The 26248-nt window shown below is 74.7% G+C and carries 26 protein-coding genes and 1 riboswitch; of the genes, 25 read left to right on the forward strand and 1 reads right to left on the reverse strand.

The annotated features are described in order from the left end of the window. Positions 1-18: 18 nt before the first annotated feature. The 16 genes from pyrH to AS188_RS08340 all read left to right on the forward strand — a co-directional run bounded on the left by pyrH (position 19) and on the right by AS188_RS08340 (position 16607). Entirely contained in the window at positions 19-747 is a 729-nt protein-coding gene (pyrH, locus tag AS188_RS08265) for a UMP kinase (protein WP_058859817.1), read from the forward strand. A gap of 134 nt (positions 748-881) precedes the next feature. Next, positions 882-1439, forward strand: a complete 558-nt coding sequence (gene frr / locus AS188_RS08270; RefSeq protein ID WP_058858457.1) for a ribosome recycling factor — start codon at positions 882-884, stop codon at positions 1437-1439. Continuing rightward, positions 1439-2365: a phosphatidate cytidylyltransferase gene (locus tag AS188_RS08275; RefSeq protein ID WP_058858458.1), complete on the forward strand. Its 927-nt coding sequence runs from the start codon at positions 1439-1441 to the stop codon at positions 2363-2365. The genes frr and AS188_RS08275 overlap by 1 nt, the downstream gene beginning before the upstream one ends. Before the next feature lie 17 nt (positions 2366-2382). After that, positions 2383-3159, forward strand: coding sequence for a DivIVA domain-containing protein (locus AS188_RS08280; protein ID WP_058858459.1), 777 nt, complete (start codon positions 2383-2385; stop codon positions 3157-3159). 165 nt (positions 3160-3324) lie between these two features. Further along, positions 3325-3705, forward strand: a complete 381-nt coding sequence (locus AS188_RS08285) for a DUF485 domain-containing protein (protein WP_058858460.1) — start codon at positions 3325-3327, stop codon at positions 3703-3705. A 3-nt stretch (positions 3706-3708) separates the two neighbouring features. Further along, positions 3709-5343 carry a solute symporter family protein gene (locus AS188_RS08290; protein ID WP_058858461.1) on the forward strand — a complete coding sequence of 545 codons (1635 nt, stop codon included), beginning with the start codon at positions 3709-3711 and terminating at the stop codon, positions 5341-5343. Positions 5344-5530: 187 nt separating this feature from the next. Beyond that, complete coding sequence (locus tag AS188_RS08295; protein ID WP_058858462.1) at positions 5531-5794, forward strand: GlsB/YeaQ/YmgE family stress response membrane protein; 264 nt, start codon at positions 5531-5533, stop codon at positions 5792-5794. Between the two features lie 135 nt (positions 5795-5929). Further along, positions 5930-7201 (forward strand): 1-deoxy-D-xylulose-5-phosphate reductoisomerase, encoded by a 1272-nt coding sequence (gene dxr, locus AS188_RS08300; protein ID WP_083529346.1) that lies wholly within the window; start codon positions 5930-5932, stop codon positions 7199-7201. 56 nt (positions 7202-7257) lie between these two features. Beyond that, a riboswitch (SAM riboswitch) is annotated at positions 7258-7374 on the forward strand. Between the two features lie 99 nt (positions 7375-7473). Beyond that, on the forward strand, positions 7474-8367 hold the full coding sequence (locus tag AS188_RS08305) for a MetQ/NlpA family ABC transporter substrate-binding protein (protein WP_058858463.1): 894 nt from the start codon (positions 7474-7476) through the stop codon (positions 8365-8367). Beyond that, complete coding sequence (locus tag AS188_RS08310; protein ID WP_083529347.1) at positions 8364-9443, forward strand: methionine ABC transporter ATP-binding protein; 1080 nt, start codon at positions 8364-8366, stop codon at positions 9441-9443. Before AS188_RS08305 ends, AS188_RS08310 begins: the two co-directional genes overlap by 4 nt. Before the next feature lie 59 nt (positions 9444-9502). Next, positions 9503-10102, forward strand: coding sequence for a methionine ABC transporter permease (locus AS188_RS08315; RefSeq protein WP_058859820.1), 600 nt, complete (start codon positions 9503-9505; stop codon positions 10100-10102). 195 nt (positions 10103-10297) lie between these two features. Further along, on the forward strand, positions 10298-11632 hold the full coding sequence (locus AS188_RS08320) for a M50 family metallopeptidase (RefSeq protein WP_058858464.1): 1335 nt from the start codon (positions 10298-10300) through the stop codon (positions 11630-11632). 154 nt (positions 11633-11786) lie between these two features. Continuing rightward, positions 11787-12956, forward strand: coding sequence for a flavodoxin-dependent (E)-4-hydroxy-3-methylbut-2-enyl-diphosphate synthase (gene ispG, locus AS188_RS08325; RefSeq protein ID WP_058858465.1), 1170 nt, complete (start codon positions 11787-11789; stop codon positions 12954-12956). Positions 12957-12996: 40 nt separating this feature from the next. Further along, positions 12997-13851, forward strand: a complete 855-nt coding sequence (locus AS188_RS08330) for a GNAT family N-acetyltransferase (protein WP_230779513.1) — start codon at positions 12997-12999, stop codon at positions 13849-13851. 138 nt (positions 13852-13989) lie between these two features. Then, on the forward strand, positions 13990-15789 hold the full coding sequence (locus tag AS188_RS08335) for a proline--tRNA ligase (protein ID WP_058858467.1): 1800 nt from the start codon (positions 13990-13992) through the stop codon (positions 15787-15789). A gap of 26 nt (positions 15790-15815) precedes the next feature. Further along, positions 15816-16607, forward strand: coding sequence for a TSUP family transporter (locus tag AS188_RS08340; protein ID WP_058859821.1), 792 nt, complete (start codon positions 15816-15818; stop codon positions 16605-16607). Between the two features lie 25 nt (positions 16608-16632). On the opposite strand, the gene AS188_RS08345 is transcribed toward AS188_RS08340, so the two are convergent. Beyond that, entirely contained in the window at positions 16633-17592 is a 960-nt protein-coding gene (locus AS188_RS08345; protein WP_058858468.1) for a hypothetical protein, read from the reverse strand. A 163-nt stretch (positions 17593-17755) separates the two neighbouring features. Between AS188_RS08345 and AS188_RS08350 the strand changes: the two genes are divergently transcribed. From AS188_RS08350 to AS188_RS08390, 9 genes are all read left to right on the forward strand, one after another. Then, entirely contained in the window at positions 17756-18274 is a 519-nt protein-coding gene (locus AS188_RS08350) for a ribosome maturation factor RimP (RefSeq protein ID WP_058858469.1), read from the forward strand. 186 nt (positions 18275-18460) lie between these two features. Then, a complete protein-coding gene (gene nusA / locus AS188_RS08355) occupies positions 18461-19441 on the forward strand; it encodes a transcription termination factor NusA (RefSeq protein WP_058858470.1) in 981 nt (326 codons plus the stop codon). Between the two features lie 286 nt (positions 19442-19727). Next, complete coding sequence (locus AS188_RS08360; RefSeq protein ID WP_236944936.1) at positions 19728-20069, forward strand: DUF448 domain-containing protein; 342 nt, start codon at positions 19728-19730, stop codon at positions 20067-20069. Positions 20070-20214: 145 nt separating this feature from the next. Beyond that, complete coding sequence (infB, locus tag AS188_RS08365; RefSeq protein WP_058858471.1) at positions 20215-23073, forward strand: translation initiation factor IF-2; 2859 nt, start codon at positions 20215-20217, stop codon at positions 23071-23073. A 109-nt stretch (positions 23074-23182) separates the two neighbouring features. Beyond that, positions 23183-23632, forward strand: coding sequence for a 30S ribosome-binding factor RbfA (gene rbfA, locus AS188_RS08370; RefSeq protein ID WP_058858472.1), 450 nt, complete (start codon positions 23183-23185; stop codon positions 23630-23632). A gap of 14 nt (positions 23633-23646) precedes the next feature. Then, the gene (truB, locus tag AS188_RS08375; protein ID WP_083529349.1) at positions 23647-24675 is read left to right on the forward strand and encodes a tRNA pseudouridine(55) synthase TruB; all 1029 of its coding nucleotides are present in this window, start codon (positions 23647-23649) and stop codon (positions 24673-24675) included. Next, positions 24675-25046, forward strand: a complete 372-nt coding sequence (locus AS188_RS08380) for a hypothetical protein (protein WP_058858473.1) — start codon at positions 24675-24677, stop codon at positions 25044-25046. The genes truB and AS188_RS08380 overlap by 1 nt, the downstream gene beginning before the upstream one ends. 46 nt (positions 25047-25092) lie before the next feature. Beyond that, positions 25093-25584, forward strand: coding sequence for a hypothetical protein (locus AS188_RS08385; protein WP_186815375.1), 492 nt, complete (start codon positions 25093-25095; stop codon positions 25582-25584). A gap of 31 nt (positions 25585-25615) precedes the next feature. Further along, a complete protein-coding gene (locus AS188_RS08390; RefSeq protein WP_058858474.1) occupies positions 25616-26245 on the forward strand; it encodes a GNAT family N-acetyltransferase in 630 nt (209 codons plus the stop codon). The last annotated feature ends 3 nt before the right edge of the window (positions 26246-26248 follow it).

The raw sequence follows: 26248 nt of genomic DNA on the forward strand, positions 1-26248 counted from the left end.
CAGGACGAGGCACTGCGCATGAGCAGGGACCCGCGTGCCACCCCCACGCGCCGCCGGGTGCTGCTCAAGCTCTCCGGGGAGGTCTTCGGCGGCGGCTCGATCGGCGTGGACACCGGTGTGGTCCGCGACATCGCGGAGCAGATCGCCGCGACCGTCGGCCGCGTCGAGACCGCCATCGTCGTCGGCGGCGGCAACTTCTTCCGCGGTGCCGAGCTCTCCCAGGCCGGCATGGACCGCTCCCGCGCCGACTACATGGGGATGCTGGGCACCGTCATGAACTGCCTGGCGCTGCAGGACTTCCTCGAGCAGTGCGGGGTCGACACCCGCGTGCAGTCGGCGATCAAGATGGAGCAGGTCGCGGAGGTCTACATCCCCCGCCGGGCGATCCGGCACATGGAGAAGGACCGCGTGGTGATCTTCGGCGCCGGCGCCGGGCTGCCCTACTTCTCCACGGACACCGTCGCGGCCCAGCGCGCGCTCGAGGTGCACGCCGACGAGGTGCTCATGGCCAAGAACGGCGTCGACGGCGTCTACACCGCCGACCCGCGCACCGACCCGCACGCCGTGCGCCTGAACTCCCTCACCTACGACGACGCCCTCGCCCGCGACATCCGCGTGATGGACCAGACGGCCTTCAGCCTGTGCCGGGACAACGACGTCACGATGCGCGTGTTCGGCATGGAGGGGCAGGGCAACGTCACCCGCGCGATCCTCGGCGAGCAGATCGGCACCCTCGTCACCGCCTGAGCCGGGTCCGGCCGGGGCCCGGCGGGCCCGGCGATAGACTGGCCGGAGCACCCGACCGCGCGCCGCAGGCGCCGGCACCGGCCGAGAACGACCCCGCGCGGGCACGCCGTGCGGAACCGACGAAGGAGCCTTGCGTGATCCCAGAGATCCTGTCCGAAGCGAAGACCAAGATGGCCAAGGCCGTCGACGCGGCGAAGGAGGACTTCGCGGCCGTGCGCACCGGGCGCGCCAACCCCTCCCTGTTCTCCGGGCTGCTCGTGGAGTACTACGGCACGCCGACCCCGCTGCAGCAGCTGGCCTCCTTCCAGAACCCCGAGGCCCGCACGCTGCTGATCACCCCCTACGACCGCTCGGCGCTCAACGACATCGAGAAGGCGCTGCGCAACTCCGACGTCGGGGCGAACCCCGCCAATGACGGCAACGTCATCCGTGTGGTCATGCCCGAGCTGACCGAGGAGCGGCGCAAGGAGTACGTGAAGATCGTCGGGCACAAGGCCGAGGAGGCCCGCGTGTCCGTGCGCAACATCCGCCGCCACGCCAAGGACCAGGTCGAGAAGCTGGTCAAGGACGGCGAGATCGGCGAGGACGAGGGCAAGCGCGCCGAGAAGGACCTCGACGGCTCGACCCGCAAGCACATCGAGCAGATCGACGAGCTGCTCAAGAACAAGGAAGCCGAGCTGCTGCAGGTCTGATGTCCGACCCGTCCCGCGCGCCGCACCGCGGGACGGGGACCTCCCCGGCGAGCCCCGGGCAGGCCCCCGTCCCGGGGGCGCCCGCCGCCCCGGAGCCGGCCCGCCGGCACACCGCGCCCTCGCGGGCGGGCCGGAACCTGCCCGCTGCCGTCGGGGTGGCCGCGGTCCTCATCGGCACGCTGCTCGTGGGCCTGTTCCTCCAGCCCCTCGTGCTCGCGCTGCTGGCCGGCGTGGCCTCCGGCATCGGCGTGTGGGAGGTCGGGCGCTCCCTGCGCTTCCGCGGCATCCACATCCCGCGCGTGCCCGCCGTCGCGGCCGGGATGCTCATGCCCCTGGCCGCGTTCGCGGGCGAGGGCGAGGCCCTCATGATGGCCGTGATCGTCGGCCTGACCCTCGTCATCGTCTGGCGGGCCCTCGGGCGGCGGGAGGGGATGATCCTCTCCGTCATGGGCTCGGTCTTCGCCCTCGTGTGGGTCGGCTTCCTGCTGAGCATCGCCCTGCTGCTCTACCACACCGAGGGCGGGCCCCTGAAGGTGCTCACGGTCATCCTCGTGGCGGTGGGCTCGGACACCTTCGGCTACGCGGTCGGCGTGGTCTGGGGCCGCCACCCCATGGCCCCGCGGATCAGTCCCAAGAAGTCCTGGGAGGGCTTCGCCGGGTCCCTCGGCGGATCGGTGCTGGTGGGCGTGCTGTGCGCCGTGCTCCTGCTCGACCACGCCTGGTGGGAGGGCGCCGTGCTGGGTCTCGTGCTCGTGTGCGCGGCCACCCTCGGGGACTTCTCGGAGTCCATGGTCAAGCGCGAGCTCGGCATCAAGGACATGGGCACGCTCCTGCCCGGCCACGGGGGCGTGATGGACCGGATCGACTCCATCCTCTTCGCCGTGCCCGCCGGCTACCTGCTGTTCGCCCTCTTCGCGGCCGTCTGAGCGGGGAGCTGCCGACCGTGTCCAGCGAGCCCCCCGGCGCGGCCCCCGCTCCGCCCGTGCTGCCGCGCTGCCCGCAGCACGAGTCCGGCTACGACCCCGCACCGGTCGACGCCCTCCTGGCCGCCGTCGCGCGGCGCCTCGCCGCCGGCCCCGCCGCACCCGGGCCGGGCGTGCCCGGCCGCGACGGACGCGGGACCTGCGCACCCGACGACGGCGTGCCCGACGACGACGTGCGCGAGGACGGCGTGCCCGACGACGGCGCGCCCGGCCGCGAGGGACCCAGCCCCGGTGCCCTCCGGCCTGCTCCGGACACCGCGGCGGGAGCCGCCCCCGGCCCGGGGGAGCGGCCGGTGATCACGAGCGCGGCCGTGCGCGCGGCGGTCTTCGACGCCGTCCTCGGCGGCTACCGCACCGGCCCCGTGGACGAGGCGCTGGCGCGCGCGGAGGAGGAGCTCGCCGCGCTGGAGCGCACTACCTGCGTGCGCGCCCACGGGGCGGCGGCGTGGCGGGCGCGCACCGACGAGCTCGCCGCCGTGCTGCGGGGGCGCCTCGAGCGGCCCCGCACGCAGCGCTTCCGCCGGCCCGCGCGCGTGCGCACCCGCGGCTACTCGGCCGCCCACGTCGACGTGCTGTGCGAGCGCGTCGCCGAGCGCCTCGCCACGGGGACCGGCCCCGACGCCGCCGCCGTGCGCGAGGCCGTCTTCCCGCCCGCCCACGGCGAGCGCGCCTACGAGGAGCAGCAGGTGGACGCCTTCCTGGACCGGGTCGTCGAGTACCTCCTCGCCGTGCGCTGACCACCCTTCCCGGGGCCGCTGTGTATACACGGTGCGCACGGTTCAGTCCAGAAAGCTCCGCAGGAGTGTCTTCTTGCCGCCGGTTCCGCCTTTTCCGGCAATTCGTCTTGCCCCTCTGCATACAAAGTGCGTACTGTGGTGCGCATCACACGAGGGAGGAGCCCCATGTCCCACCAGCCGCACGTCGGCGCCGCGGATCCCGCCGCGGGCGTCGACTTCCCGACCGCGCAGCGGTCGCCCGAGTTCCAGGAGCTGCGCCGGACGCACCGCAGCTTCGTCTTTCCGCTCGCCGTCGCGTTCCTGGTCTGGTACCTGCTGTACGTGGTCCTGGCCATGTACGCGCCGGACCTGTTCACGATCCGGGTGATCGGCAACGTCAACCTGGGCGTGCTGCTCGGGCTGCTGCAGTTCGTCACCACCTTCGCGATCACGGGCGCGTACGTGTCCTTCGCCAACCGCAAGCTCGATCCCAAGGCCACGGCGATCCGCGAGGACCTCGAGTCCCGCCAGGCGGGCGCCGCCGGTCGTCCCGGACAGGAGAACTGACCGATGCCCCACCTGTACACCGCGGCCGCGCCCCTGGTCCCGGCCGCCGCCACCGAGACGGTCGGCACCCCGTGGATCAACATCTCGATCTTCGGCGCCTTCGTCCTCGTCACCATGGTCGTCGTGTTCCGGGCCTCGAAATCCACGCAGACGGCGGCCGACTACTACGCCGGCGGACGCGGCTTCACCGGCACCCAGAACGGCCTGGCGATCGCGGGCGACTACCTCTCGGCGGCGTCCTTCCTGGGCATCGTCGGCGCCATCGCGGTGCAGGGCTACGACGGCTTCCTCTACTCCATCGGCTTCCTCGTGGCCTGGCTCGTGGCGCTGCTGCTCATCGCGGAGCTGCTGCGCAACACGGGCAAGTTCACCATGGCGGACGTGCTCTCCTTCCGCCTGCGCCAGCGCCCCGTGCGCGTGGCCGCCTCGATCTCCACGCTCGCGGTCTCCGCCTTCTACCTGCTGGCCCAGATGGCCGGCGCCGGCGCGCTCGTGTCCCTGCTGCTGGGCATCGGCTCCAAGGCGGGGCAGTCGCTGGTGATCGTCGTCGTCGGCGCGCTGATGATCGTCTACGTCCTCGTGGGCGGGATGAAGGGCACCACCTGGGTGCAGATCATCAAGGCCGTGCTGCTCGTCACCGGCGTGGCCGTGATGACGGTGTGGACCCTGGCCCTGACCGGCTTCAACTTCTCCGAGCTGCTCGGCGAGGCCGTGGCCACCTCCGGCAACCCGGAGATGCTCGAGCCCGGCCTGAAGTACGGCGTGAGCGAGACCAGCAAGCTCGACTTCATCTCCCTGGGCCTGGCCCTGGTCTTCGGCGCCGCCGGCCTGCCCCACGTGCTGATGCGCTTCTACACGGTGCCCACCGCCAAGGAGGCCCGCAAGTCCGTGGTCTGGGCGATCGCCCTGATCGGCCTGTTCTACCTCTTCACCCTGGTGCTGGGCTTCGGCGCGGCGGCCTACATCGGCGCCGAGCGCATCCAGGCGGCCCCGGGCGGGGTGAACTCCGCGGCACCGCTGCTGGCCTTCGAGCTCGGCGGCCCGCTGCTGATGGGCATCATCGCCGCCGTGGCCTTCGCCACGATCCTCGCGGTCGTCGCGGGCCTGGCCATCACGGCCTCGGCCTCCTTCGCCCACGACATCTACACCAGCGTGATCAAGAACGGCGACTCGGACCCCCGCCAGGAGCTGAAGGTCGCCAAGACCACCGTGGTCGTCATCGGCATCGTCTCCATCCTGGGCGGCATCGGCGCCCAGGGGCAGAACGTCGCGTTCCTCGTGGCGCTCGCCTTCGCGGTGGCGGCCTCGGCCAACCTGCCGACGATCCTCTACTCCCTGTACTGGAAGGGCTTCACGACCCGCGGGGCCGTGTGGTCCATGTACGGCGGCCTGATCATCTCGGTGGGCCTGATCATCTTCTCCCCGGTGATGTCCGGCACGGAGACCTCGATGATCCCGGGCGCCGACTTCGCGTGGTTCCCGCTGCAGAACCCGGGCATCGTCTCGATCCCGGCGTCCTTCCTCCTCGGCTTCATCGGCTCCGTCACGGAGCGGCGCGTCGAGGACCCGGTCAAGCAGTCCGAGATGGAGGTGCGCTCCCTCACGGGCATCGGCGCCGAGAAGGCCGTCTCGCACTGACCCACCCGCTCCCACCTGGGACGACGCACAGCCCGCCCGGAACCCCGTTCCGGGCGGGCTGTGCCGTTGCACATCCGTGAAGAACAGGGCACTGACTTTCAGGTACTGTGGAGTCAGCGGCTCAGGGAGTTCACAGCTTCCGGGGCCGGAGACCGCACAGGACCACGCAACACGAAGGGAAACTGACATGGGAATTCTCGGTTGGATCGTCCTCGGCCTGATCGCCGGCGCGCTCGCGAAGCTCATCATGCCGGGCAACCAGGGCGGCGGCATCATCGTCACCATCGTCCTCGGCATCGTCGGCGCCCTGCTGGGCGGCTTCCTCGGCTCGCTCATCGGCATCGGCAGCATCGACAGCTTCTGGGACCTGGGCACGTGGATCACCGCGATCGTCGGCGCCCTGATCGTCCTGTTCATCTGGGGAGCCGTCACCGGCCGCAAGCGCCACTGACACCCGCACCCGGATCCACGGGGCCCCGCACGCCGGCGACGGCGCGCGGGGCCCCGCCGTCGTCCCGGGACCGGCGGCCGGACCCGACACCCGCCCCGGCAGGGGAGGGCCCCGGGGTGGGGAATACTGGGACCCATGACCTCCCCCGCCGCCCCCCGCACCCGCCCGACCCCCGAGCTGCAGGCCCTGGCCGCCGCGGGCCCGCGCCGGATCGCCGTGCTGGGCGCCACGGGCTCCATCGGCACGCAGGCGCTCGACGTCGTGCGCGCCGCCCGGGCCCTGGACGGGGGCGGCCCCTTCGAGGTCGTCGCCCTCGCGGCCGGGGCCGGGCGCCTCGAGCTGCTCGCCGAGCAGGCCGTCGAGACCCGCGCGCAGGTCGTGGCCACGAGCGGCACCGGCGTGGACGCCGACCGGCTCGCCCGCCTGATCGCCGAGCGCGCGGGCGCCGCGGGCGCGGGCTCCTGGCGCCCGGAGATCCTCCACGGTCCCGGCGCCGCCGCTGCGGCCGCCGCCCACCCGGGCACCGATCTCGTGCTCAACGGCATCACCGGCTCGATCGGGCTGGCCCCCACGCTGGCCGCCCTGCGGGCCGGGCACCGGCTCGCCCTCGCCAACAAGGAGTCCCTCGTGGCCGGCGGGGCGCTCGTGCGGGAGGCGGCCGCGGCCACCGGCGACCCGGACGCGATCGTGCCCGTGGACTCCGAGCACTCCGCCCTCGCCCAGGCCCTGCGCGGGGGCACCGCCGCGGAGGTCGACCGGCTCGTGCTCACCGCCTCCGGCGGGCCGTTCCGCGGCCGCACCCGCGCCGAGCTCGAGGCCGTGACCCCGGAGGAGGCACTGCGCCACCCCACCTGGGACATGGGCCCGATGGTCACCACGAACTCCGCGACCATGGTCAACAAGGCCCTCGAGGTGCTCGAGGCCCACCTGCTCTTCGACGTCCCGCTCGAGCGCATCGACGTGGTGGTCCACCCCCAGTCGGTCGTGCACTCGATGGTCCAGTTCGTCGACGGCTCCACCCTCGCCCAGGCCTCCCCGCCCGACATGCGCCTGCCCATCGCCCTGGGCCTCGCCTGGCCGCACCGCGTGCCGGGGGCGGCCCGGCCCTGCGACTGGACCCGCGCGGCCACCTGGACCTTCGAGCCGCTGGACGCCACGGCGTTCCCCGCCGTCGAGCTGATCAAGGCCGCGGGGGAGCGCGGGGGCACCTTCCCGGCCGTGTTCAACGCGGCCAACGAGGAGGCCGTCCACGCCTTCCACGCCCGGCGCATCGGCTTCCCCGGGATCGTCGACACCGTGCGCGCCGTGCTCGAGGACCACGACGAGGACGGACCGCTCACGCTCGAGGCCGTGCTCGCCGCCGAGGAGCGGGCCCGCCGGCTCGCCCGCGCGCTCCTCTCCCGCTGAGGGCCGCACCGGTCCCGGCGACGGGGACCGGACCCGCCGTGCTAGTCTGTCGTCCGGATGACGAGTCCCAGCACCGAGCCCTGGCTTGCTGGGCGGCAACCCTCTCCCGTAGTGGGGTGCCCCAGGTGAACCATCCGGCCACGGCCGACGACGGCCGGCGGCAAGTACGGCTCGACGCCCGCCGCGCTCCGCACCGCGCGCCGATCGACCGTGGCCGCCGGACCCCGGCCTTGCTGACCTCCGCACATCACGGATCCACGGAAAGGCACCCCATGCGATCGCAGCGCCTCCCCCTCCTCGCCCTGGCCACGACCCTCGGCCTCACCCTCACCGCCTGCGGCGGCTCCGCCGAGGAGTCCTCCGGCGAGGGCGCCCTCGCCGACGGCAAGGTCACCATCGGGGTGGTCGGCACCGACCCCACCCACGACGCCCTCAAGCAGCTCGCCGAGGAGCAGGGGATCACCGTCGAGTACGTCGACTTCTCCGACTACAACCAGCCCAACCCGGCCACCGAGTCCGGCGACGTGGACATGACCTGGTTCCAGCACATCCCCTTCCTCGCCGACTACAACAACTCGGCGGGCGGGTCCATCACCCCGGTCGGCTCGACCTCCATCTACCCCCTGGGCCTGTACTCCAACCAGTACGACTCCGTGGAGCAGTTCCGGGAGGGCGACGAGATCGCCGTCCCCAACGACGCCGTGAACCTCTCCCGGGCGCTGATCGTGCTCGAGTCCGCCGGGCTGATCGAGCTCACGAGCGACACCCTCATCCCCACGGAGCTCGACGTCGACACCGAGGCCTCGAAGGTGCGCGTCACCCCGGTCTCCGCCGAGCAGACGGTGCTCTCCCTCGACTCGGTCGCCGGCTCCGTGATCAACAACGACTTCCTCTCCCGGGCCGACATCGACCCGAAGTCCGCCCTGGCCCAGGACGACCCCGAGGCTGAGGGCTCACGCGCCTACGTCAACCTGTTCACCACGACCGAGGAGCTCGCCGACGACGAGACCCTCAAGCAGGTGGCCGGCCTCTACCATGAGCAGCCCGTGATCGACGCGGAGATGACGGAGACCAAGGGCACCGCCGTGCCGCTGCAGCTGGAGCAGGAGGAGCTGCGCGAGCTCACCGAGCGCTACCAGCAGGAGCTGAAGGACCAGCAGAAGTGAGCGCGGCCGAGCCCGGCCGGCCGGGCCCGCCCGGGCGCCCCGGTGAGGTGCTCGTGTCCTTCCGCGAGGTCTCCAAGGTCTTCCGCACCGGCAGCGGGCGCGCCGCCCGCGAGGTGCGCGCCGTCGACGACGTCACCCTCGACGTCCACCGCGGGGAGATCTTCGGGGTGATCGGCTACTCCGGCGCCGGCAAGTCCACCCTCGTGCGGCTGATCAACGGCCTCGAGCCCGTCACCAGCGGCTCCCTGACCGTGGCCGGCGTCGAGGTCGCCGGGCGCACCGAGACCGAGCTCGCCCCGGTGCGCCGGGACATCGGGATGATCTTCCAGCAGTTCAACCTCTTCACCTCCCGCACCGTGGCCGGCAACGTCGAGTACCCGCTCAAGCGCGCCGGCTGGGACAAGGAGCGGCGCCGGGAGCGGGTCGCGGAGCTGCTGGAGTTCGTGGGCCTGGCCTCGCGCGCCGGCAACTACCCCGAGCAGCTCTCCGGCGGGCAGAAGCAGCGCGTCGGCATCGCCCGCGCACTGGCCACGAGCCCCGAGCTGCTCCTCGCCGACGAGTCGACCTCGGCCCTGGACCCGGAGACCACCCAGGAGGTCCTCCAGCTGCTCCAGCGGGTCAACCGCGAGCTGGGCATCACGATCGTGATCATCACCCACGAGATGGACGTGGTGCGCACGATCGCCGACCGTGTGGCCGTGATGCAGGACGGCCGGGTCGTGGAGCACGGCCCCACCGTCGACATCTTCGCCCGCCCGCGCACCGAGACGGCCCGGCGCTTCGTGTCCTCGGTGATGCACACCGTCCCGGACGAGCGCGACCTCGAGCGGCTGCGCCGGGCCCACCGGGGCCGGCTCGTGATCGTCGACGTCGGCGACGGCATCGACATCGGCGGCCCGCTCTCCGACGGCGCCGCCCACGGGGTGCGCTTCACCATCGCCTACGGGGGGATCAGCGTGCTGCAGGAGCAGTCCTTCGGCTCGCTGACCCTCGAGCTGACCGGCCCGGACCCGGCCGTGCAGGACGTGGTCGAGCAGCTGGCCCGGGTCACCGAGGTGCGGGAGGTGGCGGCGTGAACAACGACTGGTCCCTGCTCGGGCCCCAGCTGCTGAGCGCGCTGGGGGAGACCCTCTACATGGTCGCCGCGACCCTGCTGCTGGCGGGGGTGCTCGGCATGGTCGTCGGCGTCGGGCTCTACGTCACCCGCCGCGGCAACATCCTGGAGAACCGGGCGGTGCACTCGGCGATCAACGTCGTCGTGAACTTCGTGCGGCCCATCCCGTTCATCATCCTGCTCGCGGCCCTCGGGCCCCTCACGCAGAACGTCGTCGGCACCCGGCTGGGGCCGAACGCGGCGATCTTCGCGATGACCATCGGGGCGATGTTCGCCGTGGCGCGCATCGTGGAGCAGAACCTCATGAGTGTGGACCCCGGCGTCGTCGAGGCCGCCCGTTCCATGGGCGTGTCCCGGTGGCGGATCATCACCACCGTGATCCTGCCCGAGGCGCTCGGCCCGCTGGTGCTCGGCTACACGTTCCTCGTCATCGGCATCACCGACATGTCCGCCATGGCCGGTGCGATCGGCGCCGGCGGCCTGGGCGACTTCGCGCTGCGGCTGGGCTACCAGCGGTTCAACGACGAGGTCACGTGGGCGGCGGTCGCCGTGATCGTGGTGCTGGTCCAGCTGGTCCAGTTCGCCGGCAACCACCTGGCCCGGCGCATCCTGCGCCGCTGAGCGCACCGGGCGCACCGACGGCCGGCCCCACCCGCGGAGGGAGGGGCCGGCCGTCGTCGTCCCCGGCTCCCGGTCCGCTCCCGGCCCCGGTCCGGGCGCCGCCCGGGCCGATGGTGCACACTGGTTCCCGCCGTGCCCCGCACGGCACCGCCCCGGCGCCCGCCGCGGGCGCCCGACGACCCCGGAGGTCCCCGGATGGGCACGGCCCTGTTCCTGGTGGGCGTGGTGCTGGCCGCCGTGGCCATCGCCGCCTCGATCGCGCTGCACGAGCTCGGCCACCTGGTGCCCGCCAAGCTGTTCGGGGTGCGCGTGACCCAGTACATGGTCGGCTTCGGGCGCACCCTCGTGTCCGTCCGGCGCGGGGAGACCGAGTACGGTCTCAAGGCCGTCCCGCTGGGCGGCTACGTCGCGATGGCCGGGATGTACCCGCCGGCCGCGGACGGCGCCCCTGCCGTCGCCTCCCGCACCGGCTTCCTGCAGCAGCTCGCGGCGCAGGCCCGCACCGCGGACGAGGAGCGCACCGGCCCCGCGGGGGACGGCCGCGAGTTCCACCGCCTGCCCGTGTGGCAGCGGGTCGTGATCATGCTGGGCGGGCCCGTGATGAACCTGCTGCTGGGCACCCTGTGCCTGACCGTGCTGCTCACCGGCTTCGGCACCCCCACCCCGACCACCACGGTCGCGTGGGTCGCCGAGTGCGTGGTGCCCGCCGAGCAGCAGGCCGCCGGGCGCACCGAGTGCGGCCCCGGGGACCCGCCGGCCCCCGCCAACGCCGCCGGGCTGCGCCCGGGTGACGTCGTGACCGCCGTCGACGGCGCGCCGGTGGGCTCGTGGACCGAGCTCACCGAGCGGATCCGGGACCGGGCGGGGAGCCCGACCACCGTGGTCCTCGAGCGCGGGGACCGCACCGTCACGGCCGAGCTCACCCCCGTGGCCACCTCCCGGCCGGTCCTGGACGCCACCGGCGCCGCGGTGACCGGGGAGGACGGGCAGCCGCGCTACGAGGACGCCGGGTTCATCGGCATCAGCCCCACCAGCGAGCCCGTCCGGCAGCCGGTCGGGGAGGTCCCGGGCGCGGTCGCCGAGGCGCTGGGCCGGATCGCCGGGGTGGTCCTGCACCTGCCCGAGCGGGTGGTCGAGGTGGGCCGCGCCGCCTTCGGGGACGCCCCCCGGGACCCGGACGGGCCGATCTCCGTGGTCGGGGTCGGCCGCATCTCCGGGGAGATCGCCGCCCACGAGGAGATCGCGCTGCGGGACAAGGCGGCCTCGCTGGTCGGGCTGGTCGGCTCCGTGAACCTGGCCCTGTTCGTCTTCAACCTGCTGCCGCTGCTGCCCCTCGACGGCGGGCACATCGCCGGGGCCCTGTGGGAGCAGCTGCGCCGCGGCAGCGCCCGCGTGCTCGGCCGCGCGGACCCCGGGCCCTTCGACCCGGCCCGCCTGCTGCCCCTCACCTGGACCGTGGCCGCCCTGATGATCGGGGTCTCGGGGCTGCTGGTCTACGCCGACGTCGTGGCCCCGGTGCAGCTGTTCTGAGCGCCCCGGGTGGGGCGGGCACGGGGTCGGGGTCGTCACACCGTCCACCGCCCCCGGGGACCCATGGGGCACAATGGAGGACGACGACGGGCCCGCCTGCGGGCCCCGCTGCCACCGCTCGACGTCCCCGCCCTCGACCTCTCGGAGGAACTCCTTGACCCCGGTCAGCCTCGGCATGCCCGCCGCGCCCCAGCCCGTCCTCGCCCCCCGCCGGAAGACCCGGCAGATCCGGGTCGGGTCCGTCGGCGTCGGCTCCGACTCGCCGGTGAGCGTCCAGTCGATGACCACGACCCCCACCACGGACATCAACGCGACCCTGCAGCAGATCGCGGAGCTCAACGCCGCCGGCTGCGACATCGTCCGGGTGGCCTGCCCGTCGCAGGACGACGCCGACGCGCTGCCGATCATCGCGAGGAAGTCCCCGATCCCGGTGATCGCCGACATCCACTTCCAGCCCAAGTACGTCTACGCCGCGATCGACGCCGGCTGCGCCGGGGTGCGCGTGAACCCGGGCAACATCCGCAAGTTCGACGACCAGGTCGGGCAGATCGCCCGCGCCGCCAAGGACGCCGGGGTCTCGATCCGCATCGGTGTCAACGCCGGATCGCTCGACCAGCGGATCATGGACAAGCACGGCAGGGCCACCCCCGAGGCCCTCGTCGAGTCCGCCGTGTGGGAGGCGTCGCTGTTCGAGGAGCACGACTTCCACGACTTCAAGATCTCCGTCAAGCACAACGACCCCGTGACGATGGTCCGCGCCTACCAGCTGCTCGCCGAGCGCGGGGACTGGCCGCTGCACCTGGGCGTGACCGAGGCCGGCCCGGCCTTCCAGGGGACCGTCAAGTCCGCCACGGCCTTCGGCGCGCTGCTCTCCCAGGGCATCGGCGACACGATCCGGGTCTCCCTCTCCGCCCCGCCGGTGGAGGAGGTCAAGGTCGGCGCGCAGATCCTGCAGTCCCTGGGCCTGCGCCCGCGCAAGCTCGAGATCGTCTCCTGCCCCTCCTGCGGCCGCGCCCAGGTGGACGTCTACAAGCTCGCCGACGAGGTCACCGAGGGCCTCGAGGGCCTCACCGTGCCGCTGCGCGTGGCGGTCATGGGCTGCGTGGTCAACGGCCCGGGGGAGGCCCGCGAGGCCGACCTCGGCGTGGCCTCCGGCAACGGCAAGGGCCAGATCTTCGTCAAGGGCGAGGTCGTGCGGACCGTGCCCGAGGACCGGATCGTGGAGACGCTGCTGGCCGAGGCCCACCGCATCGCCGAGGAGATGGCCGCCGAGGAGGACGCGGAGACCGCCGGCCCCGCCGGGCCCGTCGTCACCGTCGGCTGAGCAGGACCGGGACGAGGGCGCGGAACGGGGGAGCGGGGCCGTGAGGACGCAGGGCAGGCTCGCGCAGCGGCTCGTGCCGGCCGGGGAGGTGGACGAGGCCGGGCTGGACCGGCTGCTCGACGCCGACCCGGTCGCGCACGCGTTCGTCGCCGCCCACGTCGACGCCCACCGCGCGAGCCGGGGCGGGCGCGTCCCGCCCGTGCTCGGCACGGCCGGGCCCGACGGCGTGCTCACCGGCGCCTGCTGGGTCGGCACCAACGTCGTGCCCGTGGCCCTCGACGAGGAGGGCATGGACCTCGTGGCCGGCCACCTGCGCCGCGGCGGCTCCCGGCACGCCTCCCTGTTCGGCCCCGCCGAGCCGGTCACCGGCCTGTGGGAGCGGCTGCGGCGGTCCTGGCCCCGGCCCTTCGACGTCCGCCCCGTCCAGCCGCTGCTCGCCCTCGACCACGACCCCGCCGTCGAGGCCCACCCCGGGGTGCGCACGGCCGGGCCCGAGGACCTGGCGGCCGTGCTGCCCGCCAGCATCGCGATGTTCGAGGAGGAGGTCGGCTACTCGCCGACCGCCGGCGGGGACCGCGGCTACCGGGACCGGGTGCGGGGGCTCGTGGAGTCCGGGCGCTGCCTCGTGCTCACCGGGGAGGACGGCCGCGTGGTCTTCAAGGCCGACCTCGGCTCCGTCGCCCGGGGCGTGGCCCAGGTCCAGGGCGTGTGGGTCGACCCGGCCCACCGCGGCCGCGGGCTGGCCGTGCCCTGCATGGCCGCCGCCGTGCGCCTGGCCCGCCGCCGCACCCCCGTCGTGAGCCTCTACGTCAACGACTTCAACGCCCCCGCCCTGGCCACCTACGCCCGCGTGGGCTTCGCCCGCGTCGGGACCTTCGCCACCGTCCTGCTCTGAGCGCGGACCGGGCGCCCGGCCGCCCGGCGGGGGTGTAGATTTGACCGGAATCCGCGGTGCTCCGGCGCCGCCCGACCCCACCACGCCCCGGGCCCGGCACCACCGTGCGCCGCCCTCCCCGGGAGAAACGGAGCCCACGTGGCGCTGCGCCTCTCCTCACTGTTCCTGCGGACCCTGCGCGAGGACCCGGTCGACGCCGAGGTCGACAGCCACCGCCTCCTGGTCCGCGCCGGCTACATCCGCCGCGCCGCCCCGGGGATCTACACGTGGCTGCCGATGGGACTGCGGGTCCTCGGGAAGGTCGAGCGGATCGTGCGCGAGGAGATGGACGCCATCGGCGGCCAGGAGGTGCACTTCCCCGCGCTGCTGCCCCGGGAGCCCTACGAGGTCACCGACCGGTGGACCGAGTACGGCGAGAACCTCTTCCGGCTCAAGGACCGCAAGGACGCGGACTACCTGCTCGCGCCCACGCACGAGGAGATGTTCACGCTGCTCGTGAAGGACCTGTACTCCTCGTACAAGGACCTGCCCGTGACCCTGTACCAGATCCAGACCAAGTACCGCGACGAGGCCCGCCCGCGCGCCGGGCTGCTGCGCGGGCGCGAGTTCGTCATGAAGGACTCCTACTCCTTCGACGTCGACGACGCCGGCCTCGACGAGTCCTACGCCCGCCACCGCGCCGCCTACGTGCGGATCTTCGAGCGCCTCGGCCTGCCCGTGGTCGCCGTCTCCGCCCAGTCCGGGGCCATGGGCGGGTCCCGCTCCGAGGAGTTCCTGCACCCCACCGAGGTCGGCGAGGACACCTTCGTGCGCTCGCCCGGGGGCTACGCGGCCAACGTCGAGGCCGTCACCACGGTCGTGCCCGACGAGCTCGACCCGGGGGCCGCCCCGCCGGCGCGCGTGCTGGAGACCCCCGACAGCCCCACCATCGAGACGCTCGTCGAGCGCTCCAACGAGCTGCACCCGCGTCCGGAGGGCCCGTGGACGGCCGCCGACACCCTCAAGAACGTGGTGCTGGCCGCCGTGCTGCCCGACGGCACCCGCCGGCTCGTGGCCGTGGGCCTGCCCGGGGACCGGGCCGTGGACCTCAAGCGCATCGAGGCGGGCCTCGGCGCCGCCCTCGAGGTCTCCGGGGAGCTGCTCGTCGAGCAGGCCACCGACGAGGACCTGCGCGCGTGCCCGCTGCTCGTCAAGGGCTACATCGGCCCGGGCCTGGCCCCCGACCAGGCCGTGCTGGGGGCGGACTCCGGCACCGGCATCCCCTTCTTCGTCGACCCGCGCGTGGTGCGCGGCACCCGCTGGGTCACCGGCGCGAACGTCTCCGGCAAGCACGTCTACGACCTCACCGCCGGGCGCGACTTCACCTGGGACGGCGTCCTGGAGTGCGCCGAGGTCCGCGAGGGCGACCCCGCCCCGGACGGGTCCGGGCCCCTGGAGGCCGCCCGCGGCATCGAGATGGGCCACATCTTCCAGCTCGGCCGCAAGTACGCCGAGGCCCTCGGGCTGAAGGTCCTGGACCGCAACGGCAAGCTCGTCACGGTCACCATGGGCTCCTACGGGATCGGCGTCACCCGCGCCGTCGCCGCCCTCGCCGAGGCCTACCACGACGACAAGGGCCTGGTGTGGCCCCGCCGCGTCGCCCCCGCCGACGTCCACGTCGTGGCCACCGGCAAGGGCCCCGAGGTGCTCGAGGAGGCCGAGCGCGTCGTCGCCGAGCTCGAGGCCGAGGGCCTCGAGGTCCTCTTCGACGACCGCCCCAAGGTCTCCCCGGGCGTGAAGTTCGGCGACGCCGAGCTGCTCGGCGTCCCGACCGTGCTCGTCGTGGGCCGCGGCCTGAAGGACGGCGTGCTCGAGCTCAAGGACCGCGCCAGCGGCGCCGCCGAAGACGTCGCCCGGGAGGCCGTCGCCGCCGTGGTCGCCGCCGCCGTGCGCGGCTGAGCCCCGTGGCGGCCCTCGGGGACCTGCTGGGCCCCTCGGGACTCGCCCAGGCCGACCCCTCGGTCCTGCTCCTGCTCGCCGCCGCCGGGCTCGCCGCCGGCTTCGTCGACGCCGTGGTCGGCGGCGGCGGGCTGCTCCAGCTGCCCGTGGTGCTCATGGTCCCGGGCATCAGCCCGGTCCAGGCGCTGGCGACCAACAAGCTGGGCTCCGTCTTCGGCACCGCCACCAGCGCCCTGACCTACTACCGCCGCACCTCCCCGGACCTGCGCACCGCCCTGCCGATGGCCGGGGTGGCGCTCACCGGCAGCTTCGGCGGGGCGGCCGTGGCGGCGGCGCTGCCGGCCGAGGTGTTCCGCCCGGTCATCCTGGCCGCGCTGCTCGCGGTGCTGCTGTTCACCGCCGCCCAGCCCACGGTCGGGCAGCTGACGCAGCTGCGGCACGCGGGGGCCCGCCACTACGGGACGGCCGTGGCCATCGGCGCGGTGATCGGCTTCTACGACGGGGTGATGGGCCCGGGCACCGGGTCCTTCCTCGTGATCGCCATGGTCACGCTGATGGGCTACAGCTTCCTCGCCGCGAGCGCCAAGGCCAAGATCGTCAACCTCGCCACGAACGTCGGGGCCCTGGTGTTCTTCTTCGGCCACGGCTCGGTGCTGTGGGGCCTCGGCCTGGTGCTGGGGGCCGCCAACATGGCCGGCGGCTACCTCGGGGCGCGCACGGCGGTCGCCCGGGGCGGGCGCTTCATCCGCGCGGTCTTCCTCGTGGTCGTCTCCGTGCTGATCCTCAAGCTCGGCCTGGACGTCCTGCGCGGGGCCTGAACGGCCCCGCGCCCGCCCGCCGCCGTCACGGCCCGGCCGGGTCCTCGCGGACGATCCCGGGCAGGGCGTCCACCGCCCCGGTGAGCCCGGCCTCGAGGCCCGCGGCCCGGCGCAGGGACTCCAGCGCCCAGCACCGCTGCGCGGTCCCGCCGCGGCCCAGCACGTGGGCCGCGGCGGCCTGGACGTCCTCGGCGACCGCCACGGCCGCCGCCGCCGGGTCCTGCGCCCACCCGGGGGGCAGCACGTAGGCCCCGGCCCGCAGACCGGGATCGGCCGCCACGGCCGCCCGCGCGGGCGGGACCGCCAGCAGCTCCCGCAGCCCGTCCGCGGCGCCCACCGGCACGGCCGGGGCGCCGTCCGGGCCGGTCCCGCGGGCGGCCAGGGCCGGCAGCGCGTACACGGCCCGGTCCAGCGCCGACCACAGCACCGCGGCCGGGCCGGTGCCGTCGCCGTCGCGCCCGGGGTCGCACAGCGGGGCGGCCGGCCCGCCGGCGGTGTGCGCGGCGCCCACGGCGCGCGCCGCCGCCGCGGAGCCCAGGACCCGGGCCGTGGCGGGCTCCGGGACCGTCAGGGCGTCCCCGGCCAGGTCCCGGGCCGAGGCGGCGAGAAGGCCCGCGGCGCCGGCCGGTGCCCCGGCTCCGCCGGGTGCGGACCCGGTGTCCGGCCGGGGAGCCGGGGCGGGGGAGCGCGGGCGGTCCGCGGCCGCCGCCGCGCGCTCGTCGGGGGCGGGTCCGAAGGCCTCGCGCTGGGTCCGCAGGTCCGCCCGCAGCCGCTCGTCCGCCGCCGGGGTCCCCAGCGCCGGGGCGTCGAGCAGCTCGTCGGTGCCCTGCCACGCCCGGGCGCGGGCGGTCTCGGCCGCGGGCACGGGCCGGCCGCTCCCCAGCCACCACCCGGCGGCCAGGCCCGCGGCCAGCAGCAGCGCCAGGAGGGCCGCCACCACCGCCGCCGGCCGGGGGCGGCGGGAGCGCGGGACGGGGTGGTCCACGGGGCGGCTCCTGGAACGGGGAGGAACGGGCGAGGGCCCGGGCCGGGGGTGGGGGCCGGGCGCGCGTTCAGCATAGGATCTCCAGGACCGGGCCGCCGGCAGCGCCGCCCGCGCGCCCCGGCGGCGTCCCGGGCAGGACCGACAGAGCACCCAGGAGGAACCCGTGAGCGAGCACAGCACCACCGGCCCGGAGTCCCGCGACCGCCTGAGCGCGCTGCTCGGGCCCGTCGTCGAGGCCTCGGGGCTGGTCCTGGAGGACGTGGCGCTGAAGACCTCGGGCACGGGCCTCGTGCTGCAGGTGCTCGTCGACCTGCCGGAGGGCCTCGAGGGCGGGGTGGACCTCGACCGGATCGCGGAGGTCTCCCGGGCGCTGTCCGAGGAGCTCGACCGGGAGGACCCGGTGCCGGGCTCGGCCTACGAGCTCGAGGTCTCCTCCCCGGGCGCCACCCGCGAGCTGAGCCTGCCGCGGCACTGGCGCCGCGCCGTGGGGCGTCTGGTGCGCGTGAACCCGGTCGAGGGGGAGAGGTTCACCGCCCGGCTGCTGGAGGCCGGCGAGGACGCGGTCGTGCTCCAGCGCAGCCACCAGGCGAAGAAGGGCATGCCCCCGCGCCTGCTCGAGCCCGAGCGCTGGGCGCTGGCGGACGTGCGCCGGGCCCGCGTGGAGGTCGAGTTCACCGACTGAGCCGGTGCCCGGCGGGCGAGTGTAGGATGGCCCGTTGACACCGCGGCGCCGCACGGCGCCGCACTGGGCAGCGCCCATCGAGTGCAACGACACGGAACGTGCGCACACGGCCCCCGGCAGCGCTCCGTCCCCCGCGGCGGTGCGCTGCTGCGTCTGCCGGGGGCCGACACGCGAGGAAGGCCGGACATGGACATCGACATGAGCACCCTCCGACTGCTGGAGCGTGAGCGCGACATCCCGGTGGACCTGCTCATCCCCACGATCGAGCAGGCCCTGCTGCTGGCCTACCAGAAGTCCCCGGGCGCGCTGCCGGGGGCGCGGGCCGAGATCGAGCGGCGCACCGGGCACGTGACCATCTGGGCGCCCGAGCTCGACGAGGAGGGCAACGCCGTCGGCGAGTTCGACGACACCCCGGCCGGGTTCGGGCGGATCGCCGCCTCCACGGCCCGGCAGGTCATCCTGCAGCGGCTGCGCGACGTCGAGGACGACGCCGTGCTGGGCCACTTCAAGGGCCGGGAGGGCGAGCTGGTCTCCGGGCAGATCCAGCAGGGGCACAACCCGCACATGGTGCAGGTCGACCTCGGCACCGTCGAGGCCGTGCTGCCCCCGCACGAGCAGACCCCGGGGGAGAAGTACCCGCACGGGGCGCGGATCCGCGCCTACGTGGTGGAGGCCAAGCGCGGGATGAAGGGCCCCTCGATCACGCTCTCCCGCTCCCACCCCGACCTCGTGCGGCGGCTGTTCGAGATGGAGGTGCCCGAGCTCGCCGACGGCACCGTCCAGATCATGGCGGTGGCCCGCGAGGCGGGGCACCGCACCAAGATCGCGGTGCGCGCCACCCGGCCGGGCCTCAACGCCAAGGGCGCGTGCATCGGCGAGATGGGCTCGCGCGTGCGCGCCGTGATGAACGAGCTGCACGACGAGAAGATCGACATCGTCGACTTCTCCGAGGACCCGGCCCGCTTCATCGCCAGCGCCCTGTCCCCGGCGAAGGTCTCCCGGGTCGAGGTCCTCGACGAGCGGGGCCGGTCCTCCCGGGCGGTGGTCCCGGACGACCAGCTGTCGCTGGCCATCGGCAAGGAGGGCCAGAACGCCCGCCTCGCCGCGAAGCTGACCGGCTGGCGGATCGACATCGTCCCCGCCTCCCGGCACGGCGCCGGCGCCTGAGCCCGGGAGGGACACCCGCCCGCCCCGCCCGCCCGCTCCGTCCGGGCCCGGGCGGGGCGTCCGCGCGCCCAGGATTCGGCCTGGGGGCCGCACCGCGATAGACTGGTCAGCGGTCAGACCGTTGGTGGTCCCTGTCCGGCGCCGGGCGACCGCGCCACCGGGGCGTCCCGACGTCCCGGCACGCAGCCGCCAGGGCAGTGAGGAGAGCGAACGCGAAGTGAGCGCGACCTCCCGCCGCACGTGCGTCGGATGCCGGACCACCGAACACCCTGACCAGCTCGTACGTGTGGCGACCGAGACGACCGGGAACGGCCCGCGGGCCGTCCTCGACCCGTCCGGGCGCCTCGGCGGTCGCGGAGCCTGGCTCCACCCCTCCCTCGAGTGCCTCACCACGGCCCTGCGCCGGCGCGCCTTCGGGCGGGCCTTCCGGGGCCCGGTGGACACGGAGGACCTCGCCGCCGAGCTGGACGCCCTGCTGTCCTCCCGGACGGCCCCGCGACCGGGCGCACGAGTGCCGACCACGGCCGTCCCCGGACGGCAGCCCGCACGGTCCGACCGGACCGAGGACCACGTCCCCCGGCGGGCCGGAACTGGAAAGCGAGTCAGAGAACCCATGGAAAACCGATGAGTGCCCAGCGATGAGCGCCTCGTTGTGCTCTGCCAACGGCCTCCCGCGTCCCCGCGCCGTCGTCGACGGCCGGACGGGCTCAGGGAGCCTCAACGGAAAATAACTGGTTCGTGCCTGTTTCGGTGCGGACCGAGACAGGAGAGAAGTGGCCAAGCCCCGCGTTCACGAGCTCGCGAAAGAGCTCGGAATAACGTCCAAGGAAGCGATCTCCACGCTTCAGTCACTGGGTGAGTTCGTCCGAGGCGCGTCCTCGACCGTCGAGCCCCCGGTCGCCAAGAAGCTCCGCTCAGCGTTCGCCGGCAAGGCCGAGCGCGCGGCGGAGCCCAAGTCCGCGCCGAAGCCCGGCACCAAGCCGGCCCCGAAGCCCGCCACCGGCGCCCGCCCGGGTGCCGGCACCAAGGCCGGTGCGCCCGCCCCGGGCGCCGCGGCCCCGAAGCCCGGCGACAAGCCCGCCCCGCGGTCCGCCGAGCCCACGGCCGAGCGCCGTGCCCCGCAGCCCCCGGCCGCGGAGCGCCCCGCCCAGGACCGTCCGGCGCCCGAGCGCCCGGGCACCTCGCGGCCCGCCCCCGGCGGCCGCGCGCCCAGCCCCGGCCCGCGCCCGGGCAACAACCCGTTCGCGGCCCAGCAGGGCATGTCCCGGGGCGGCTCCGCGCCGCGTCCGGGCGCGCCCCGCCCCGGCGGCAGCGGCCCGCGCTCCCAGGACGGCGCACCCCGCCCCGGCGGGCCCCGTCCCGGTGGCCCGCGTCCGGGCAACAACCCGTTCGCGGCCCAGCAGGGCATGCGCTCGGGCCGTCCGCAGGGCCAGGGCGGTCCCCGCCCGCAGGGCGGTGCACCCCGTCCGGGCGCGGCCGGCCCCCGCCCGCAGGGCCAGGGCGGCCCGCGTCCCCAGGGCGGTCCCCGCCCCGGCGGCCCGCGCCCCAGCCCGAACATGATGCCCGGGCACACCACCGGTGTCGCCCCGATCGGCTCCCGCCCCAGCGGCGGGGGCGGCGGTCCCCGCCGCGGCGGCCCCGGTGGCGGCGGCGGGTTCTCCCGTCCCGGCGGCGGCCCCGGCCGCGGCGGCCGCGGCGGCACCCAGGGCGCCTTCGGGCGCGGCGGTGCCCGCGGCAAGCAGCGCAAGTCGAAGCGGGCGAAGCGCCAGGAGCTCGAGCAGATGAAGGCCCCGACCGTCGGCGGCGTCTCCGTGCCCCACGGCGACGGCACCACGGTCGTGCGGCTGCGCCGCGGCGCGTCGCTGACGGACTTCGCGGAGAAGATCAACGCGAACCCGGCCTCGCTGGTCACCGTGCTCATCACGCTCGGCGAGATGGCCACGCAGACGCAGTCCCTCGACGAGGAGACCTTCCAGCTGCTCGGCGCCGAGCTGGGCTACAGGATCCAGGTCGTCTCCCCGGAGGACGAGGAGCGCGAGCTCTTCGAGTCCTTCGACATCGACCTCGAGGCCGAGGCCGCGGCCGAGGGCGACGACGTCCTCGAGGCGCGCCCCCCGGTCGTGACGGTGATGGGCCACGTCGACCACGGCAAGACCCGCCTGCTCGACGCGATCCGCAACACCAAGGTGATCGAGGGGGAGGCCGGCGGCATCACGCAGCACATCGGCGCCTACCAGATCGAGACCGAGGTCGACGGCCAGGACCGGCAGATCACGTTCATCGACACCCCGGGCCACGAGGCGTTCACCGCCATGCGTGCCCGCGGTGCCCAGGTGACGGACATCGCCGTGCTCGTGGTCGCCGCGGACGACGGCGTCATGCCGCAGACGGTCGAGGCGCTCAACCACGCCCAGGCCGCCGGCGTGCCGATCGTGGTGGCGGTCAACAAGATCGACAAGCCCGAGGCGAACCCGGACAAGATCCGCGGCCAGCTCACCGAGTACGGCCTGGTCCCCGAGGAGTACGGCGGCGACACCATGTTCGTCGACGTCTCCGCGCGCCAGAACCTCAACATCGACGACCTGCTGGACGCGATCGTGCTGACCGCCGACGGCGCGCTCGAGCTGCGGGCGAACCCGGCCAAGGACGCCCGCGGCGTGGCCATCGAGGCCAACCTCGACAAGGGCCGCGGCGCCGTCTCCACCGTGCTGGTGCAGTCCGGCACGCTGCACGTCGGCGACGCGATCGTGGCGGGCGCCGCCTACGGGCGCGTGCGGGCGATGTTCGACGAGAACGGCCAGGCCGTGGAGACCGCCGGGCCGTCGCGTCCGGTGCAGGTGCTGGGCCTCGACTCGGTGCCGCGGGCCGGCGACACGTTCATCGCGACCCCGGAGGAGCGCACCGCGCGCCAGATCGCCGAGAAGCGCCAGGCCGCGGACCGCAACGCCCAGCTGGCCAAGCGCCGCAAGCGGATCACCCTCGAGTCCTTCGACGAGGCGGTGGCCCAGGGCAAGATCGACACGCTCAACCTCATCATCAAGGGCGACGTGTCCGGTGCCGTCGAGGCCCTCGAAGACTCGCTGCTCAAGATCGACGTGGGCGACGAGGTCCAGCTGCGCGTCATCCACCGCGGTGTGGGTGCGATCACCCAGAACGACGTCAACCTGGCGACCGTCGACAACGCCATCATCATCGGCTTCAACGTCCGTCCCGCCGAGCGCGTGACGGAGCTGGCCGACCGCGAGGGCGTCGAGATGAAGTTCTACTCGGTGATCTACAACGCCATCGACGACGTCGAGAACGCGCTCAAGGGCATGCTCAAGCCGGAGTACGAGGAGGTGTCGCTGGGCACCGCGGAGATCCGCGAGGTCTTCCGCTCCTCCAAGTGGGGCAACATCGCCGGCGCCTACGTCACGAAGGGCATCATGCGCCGCAACGCCAAGGCCCGGCTCGTCCGGGACGGCAGCGTGGTCGCGGAGAACCTCACGATCGAGTCGCTGCGGCGGTTCAAGGACGACGCCACGGAGGTCCGCGAGGGCTACGAGTGCGGTGTCGGCCTCGGGTCGTTCAACGACATCCGCGAGGGCGACGTCATCGAGACGTGGGAGATGCGCGAGAAGCCGCGCACCTGACCCGTCCACGGGCCCCGCGCACCGCGCGGGGCCCGTTCCCCCGGGGCGTGCGGGCGGCACCCGCCCGCACGCCCCGGGTCCCGTCCGACCGACCCCAGGAGCATCCACCATGGCCGACGCCCCACGCGCCGCCCGACTCGCCGACCGCATCAAGGTCGTCGTCGCCCAGGCGCTCGAGCGCCGGGTCAAGGACCCCCGGCTGGGGTTCGTGACCGTCACCGACGCCCGCGTCACCGCCGACCTGCAGCACGCGACCGTCTACTACACCGTCTTCGGCACCGCCGAGGAGCAGGAGGCCACCCGCGCGGCCCTCGAGTCCGCCAAGGGCGTGCTGCGCAGCGAGGTGGGCCGCAACATCACGGCCCGCCTGACCCCGACCCTGACCTTCGTGGCCGACGAGGTCCCCGTCAACGCCCAGCACCTCGAGGAGGTGCTGCGCGCGGCCCGCGAGAAGGACGCCGAGGTCGCCGCCCGGGCCGCGGGCGCGAGCTACGCCGCGGGCGAGGACCCCTACCGCCGCCCGGCCGAGGAGGACGACGAGTCCTCCGAGGACCGCTGAGCGGGTCCGGCCGGGTGAGCCGCGCACGCCCGGAGGTCCCGGCCCCCGACCCGTCCCTGCCCGTGCCCGCCGGGCTCGTGGTCGTGGACAAGCCCGCCGGCTGGACCAGCCACGACGTCGTCGCCCGGCTGCGCCGGCTGGCCGGCACCCGCAAGGTCGGCCACGCCGGCACGCTGGACCCCATGGCCACCGGCGTGCTCGTGGCCGGCATCGGCAGCGCCACCCGTCTGCTGACCTACGTCGTGGGCCAGGACAAGACCTACGAGGCCGTCCTGCGCCTGGGGGTCTCGACCGTGACCGACGACGCCGAGGGCGAGCCGACCGCCGTCGCCGACCCCGCGGCCGTCGCCGCCCTGACCGACGGGGCCGTGACCGCCGCCGCGGCCCGGCTCACCGGGGACCTCATGCAGGTCCCCGCGTCGGTGAGCGCGATCAAGGTGGACGGCCGGCGCGCCTACGCCGAGGTCCGCGCCGGCAAGGACGTCGAGCTCGCCGCCCGCCCCGTGACGGTGCACGCCTTCGACGTCCACCGGATCACCCGCACGGACGACGGCGCCGGGCACCCCGTGGTCGACGTCGAGGCCACCGTGACCTGCAGCTCCGGGACCTACGTGCGGGCGCTGGCCCGCGACCTCGGCGCCGGCCTCGGCACCGGCGGGCACCTCACGGCGCTGCGCCGCACCCGCGTCGGCGCCCTCGGGCTCGAGCACGCCGCGACCCTCGAGGAGCTCGCCGCCCACGTGGCCGCCGGCCGGCCCCTGCCCGTCACCGCCCCCGAGGAGGCCGCCGCCGGGCTGTTCCCCGTCCGCCGGCTCACCGCCGCGGAGGCCGGCGACCTCGCCCACGGCCGCCGGATCGGCCCCACCGCGGGCCCGGACGAGGCCGGGACCGGGGCCGTCACCGCGGGCCTGGCCCCCGACGGGCGGCTCGTGGCCCTGCTGCGCGACCGCGGGCTGCCCGGCGAGCGCACCGCCAAGCCCGAGCTCGTGCTGCTGCCGGGGGAGCGCTTCGACGGCGGCCCCGGAGCGGGGGAGGAGCGGTGATGCCGGGCGGCTGGGACTGGTGGTTCTGGACCGCCGCGGTCCTGGGCGCGGTCTCCGCGCTGGTGTGCACCGTGCAGGCCCTGCGCGGGCGCCGCCCGGACGACCTCACCCAGGGCTCCGTGCTGCTGCTCGAGGCCTTCCTGCTCGTCTACGCGGCCGGTTCGGTGCTCATGCACCTGCTCGGGCCCGGCCCCACCGGCTCGGCCCTCGAGTACTGGGGCTACCTGCTCACGGCCCTGCTCGTGCCGGCAGGGACCTTCGTGTGGTCCCTCGTGGAACGCTCGAGCTGGTCGAACTGGGTGCTGGCGGCGGCGGGCCCCGTCGTCGTCGTCATGGTCTACCGGATGAACGTGATCTGGTACTACCAGTGAGCCGCCCCGACCCCGTCCCCGTCCCGTCCGCGCAGGAGCCGACCCCGTGACCACAGACCGCGAGACCCCGCAGGCCCGCCCCGGCGGGCGCTCCCGCCTCCAGCAGCGCTTCGGCCCCCGGACCGGCGCCGTGCGCACCGACGCGAAGGCCTCCGGCTTCGGCCGGCTCGTCGTCGTGGTCTACGGGGTGTTCTCCCTCTCCGCCGGGGTGCGCTCGCTCTACCAGATCCTCACCGACTTCCCGGCGGCGCCCCTGCCGTACCTGCTCTCGGCGCTGGCCGCGGCCGTCTACGTCCTCGCGACCGTCGCCCTGGCCCGCCCCGGCGCCCGGTGGCACCGGGCGGCGACCGCCGCCGTGCTGGTCGAGCTCGCCGGCGTGCTGGGCGTCGGGCTGCTCTCGGTGCTCGCCCCGCAGCTGTTCCCGGAGCAGAGCGTGTGGTCGCACTTCGGCGCCGGCTACGGCTACGTCCCCCTCGTCCTGCCCTTCGTCGGCCTCGTGTGGCTGTGGCGCTCCCGCCCCGGCCGCCCCCGCGCCTGACCCGAACCCCGACCTGCACAGGAGCCCGCCCATGCCCGCCCTCCTCGCCGGCGCCGAGCACTACGACGTCCCCGTGCTCGACGACGGCACCGTGCGCCTGCGCCGGCTCGAGCCGCGCGACGTCCCCCAGTTGGCGCTCAACTGCGCCGACCCCGCGGCCGCCGAGTTCACCACCGTCCCGCTGGGCTACACCGAGGACGACGCCCGGTGGTACGTCGGGCAGTTCGTGCCGGAGGCCTGGCGGGCCGGGCGCGAGTACAACTGGGCGGCCGTGGACGCCGCCACCGACCGGCTCTGGGGCACCGTGGGCCTCAACGCCCTGCGGGGCACCACCGCCGACGTCGGGCTCAACTTCGGCCCCCACGCCCGCGGCACCGGGGCCGCCGAGGCCGCCTGCCGGCTGCTGCTCGACCACGCGTTCCCCGCGCTCGGGCTCACCTATGCTTACTGGATGGCCAAGGTCCCCAACTGGGCCAGCCGGAAGCTCGCGTGGAAGCTCGGCTTCCGGTCCCCGGTGCGGATCGACGGGTTCATGGAGCAGCGCGGCGCCTCGGTGGACGCCTGGATCCTGACCCTCGCGGCCGGCGACCCCCGCACCCCCACCACCGCCTGGGACGGACCGCCCGCCCCCGGGAGCGCGGGACCGGAGCGGCGGCCGTGACCG

Source organism: Kocuria flava (assembly GCF_001482365.1).
Lineage (GTDB): Bacteria > Actinomycetota > Actinomycetes > Actinomycetales > Micrococcaceae > Kocuria > Kocuria flava.

Bases quoted from the DNA above. Each gene is read 5' to 3' on its own strand.
- pyrH (WP_058859817.1), top strand. From the start codon at position 19: ATGAGCAGGGACCCGCGTGCCACCCCCACGCGCCGCCGGGTGCTGCTC.
- AS188_RS08275 (WP_058858458.1), top strand. From the start codon at position 1,439: ATGTCCGACCCGTCCCGCGCGCCGCACCGCGGGACGGGGACCTCCCCG.
- AS188_RS08285 (WP_058858460.1), top strand. From the start codon at position 3,325: ATGTCCCACCAGCCGCACGTCGGCGCCGCGGATCCCGCCGCGGGCGTC.
- AS188_RS08290 (WP_058858461.1), top strand. From the start codon at position 3,709: ATGCCCCACCTGTACACCGCGGCCGCGCCCCTGGTCCCGGCCGCCGCC.
- AS188_RS08295 (WP_058858462.1), top strand. From the start codon at position 5,531: ATGGGAATTCTCGGTTGGATCGTCCTCGGCCTGATCGCCGGCGCGCTC.
- dxr (WP_083529346.1), top strand. From the start codon at position 5,930: ATGACCTCCCCCGCCGCCCCCCGCACCCGCCCGACCCCCGAGCTGCAG.
- AS188_RS08305 (WP_058858463.1), top strand. From the start codon at position 7,474: ATGCGATCGCAGCGCCTCCCCCTCCTCGCCCTGGCCACGACCCTCGGC.
- AS188_RS08315 (WP_058859820.1), top strand. From the start codon at position 9,503: ATGGTCGCCGCGACCCTGCTGCTGGCGGGGGTGCTCGGCATGGTCGTC.
- AS188_RS08320 (WP_058858464.1), top strand. From the start codon at position 10,298: ATGGGCACGGCCCTGTTCCTGGTGGGCGTGGTGCTGGCCGCCGTGGCC.
- nusA (WP_058858470.1), top strand. From the start codon at position 18,461: ATGGACATCGACATGAGCACCCTCCGACTGCTGGAGCGTGAGCGCGAC.
- rbfA (WP_058858472.1), top strand. From the start codon at position 23,183: ATGGCCGACGCCCCACGCGCCGCCCGACTCGCCGACCGCATCAAGGTC.
- AS188_RS08380 (WP_058858473.1), top strand. From the start codon at position 24,675: ATGCCGGGCGGCTGGGACTGGTGGTTCTGGACCGCCGCGGTCCTGGGC.
- AS188_RS08390 (WP_058858474.1), top strand. From the start codon at position 25,616: ATGCCCGCCCTCCTCGCCGGCGCCGAGCACTACGACGTCCCCGTGCTC.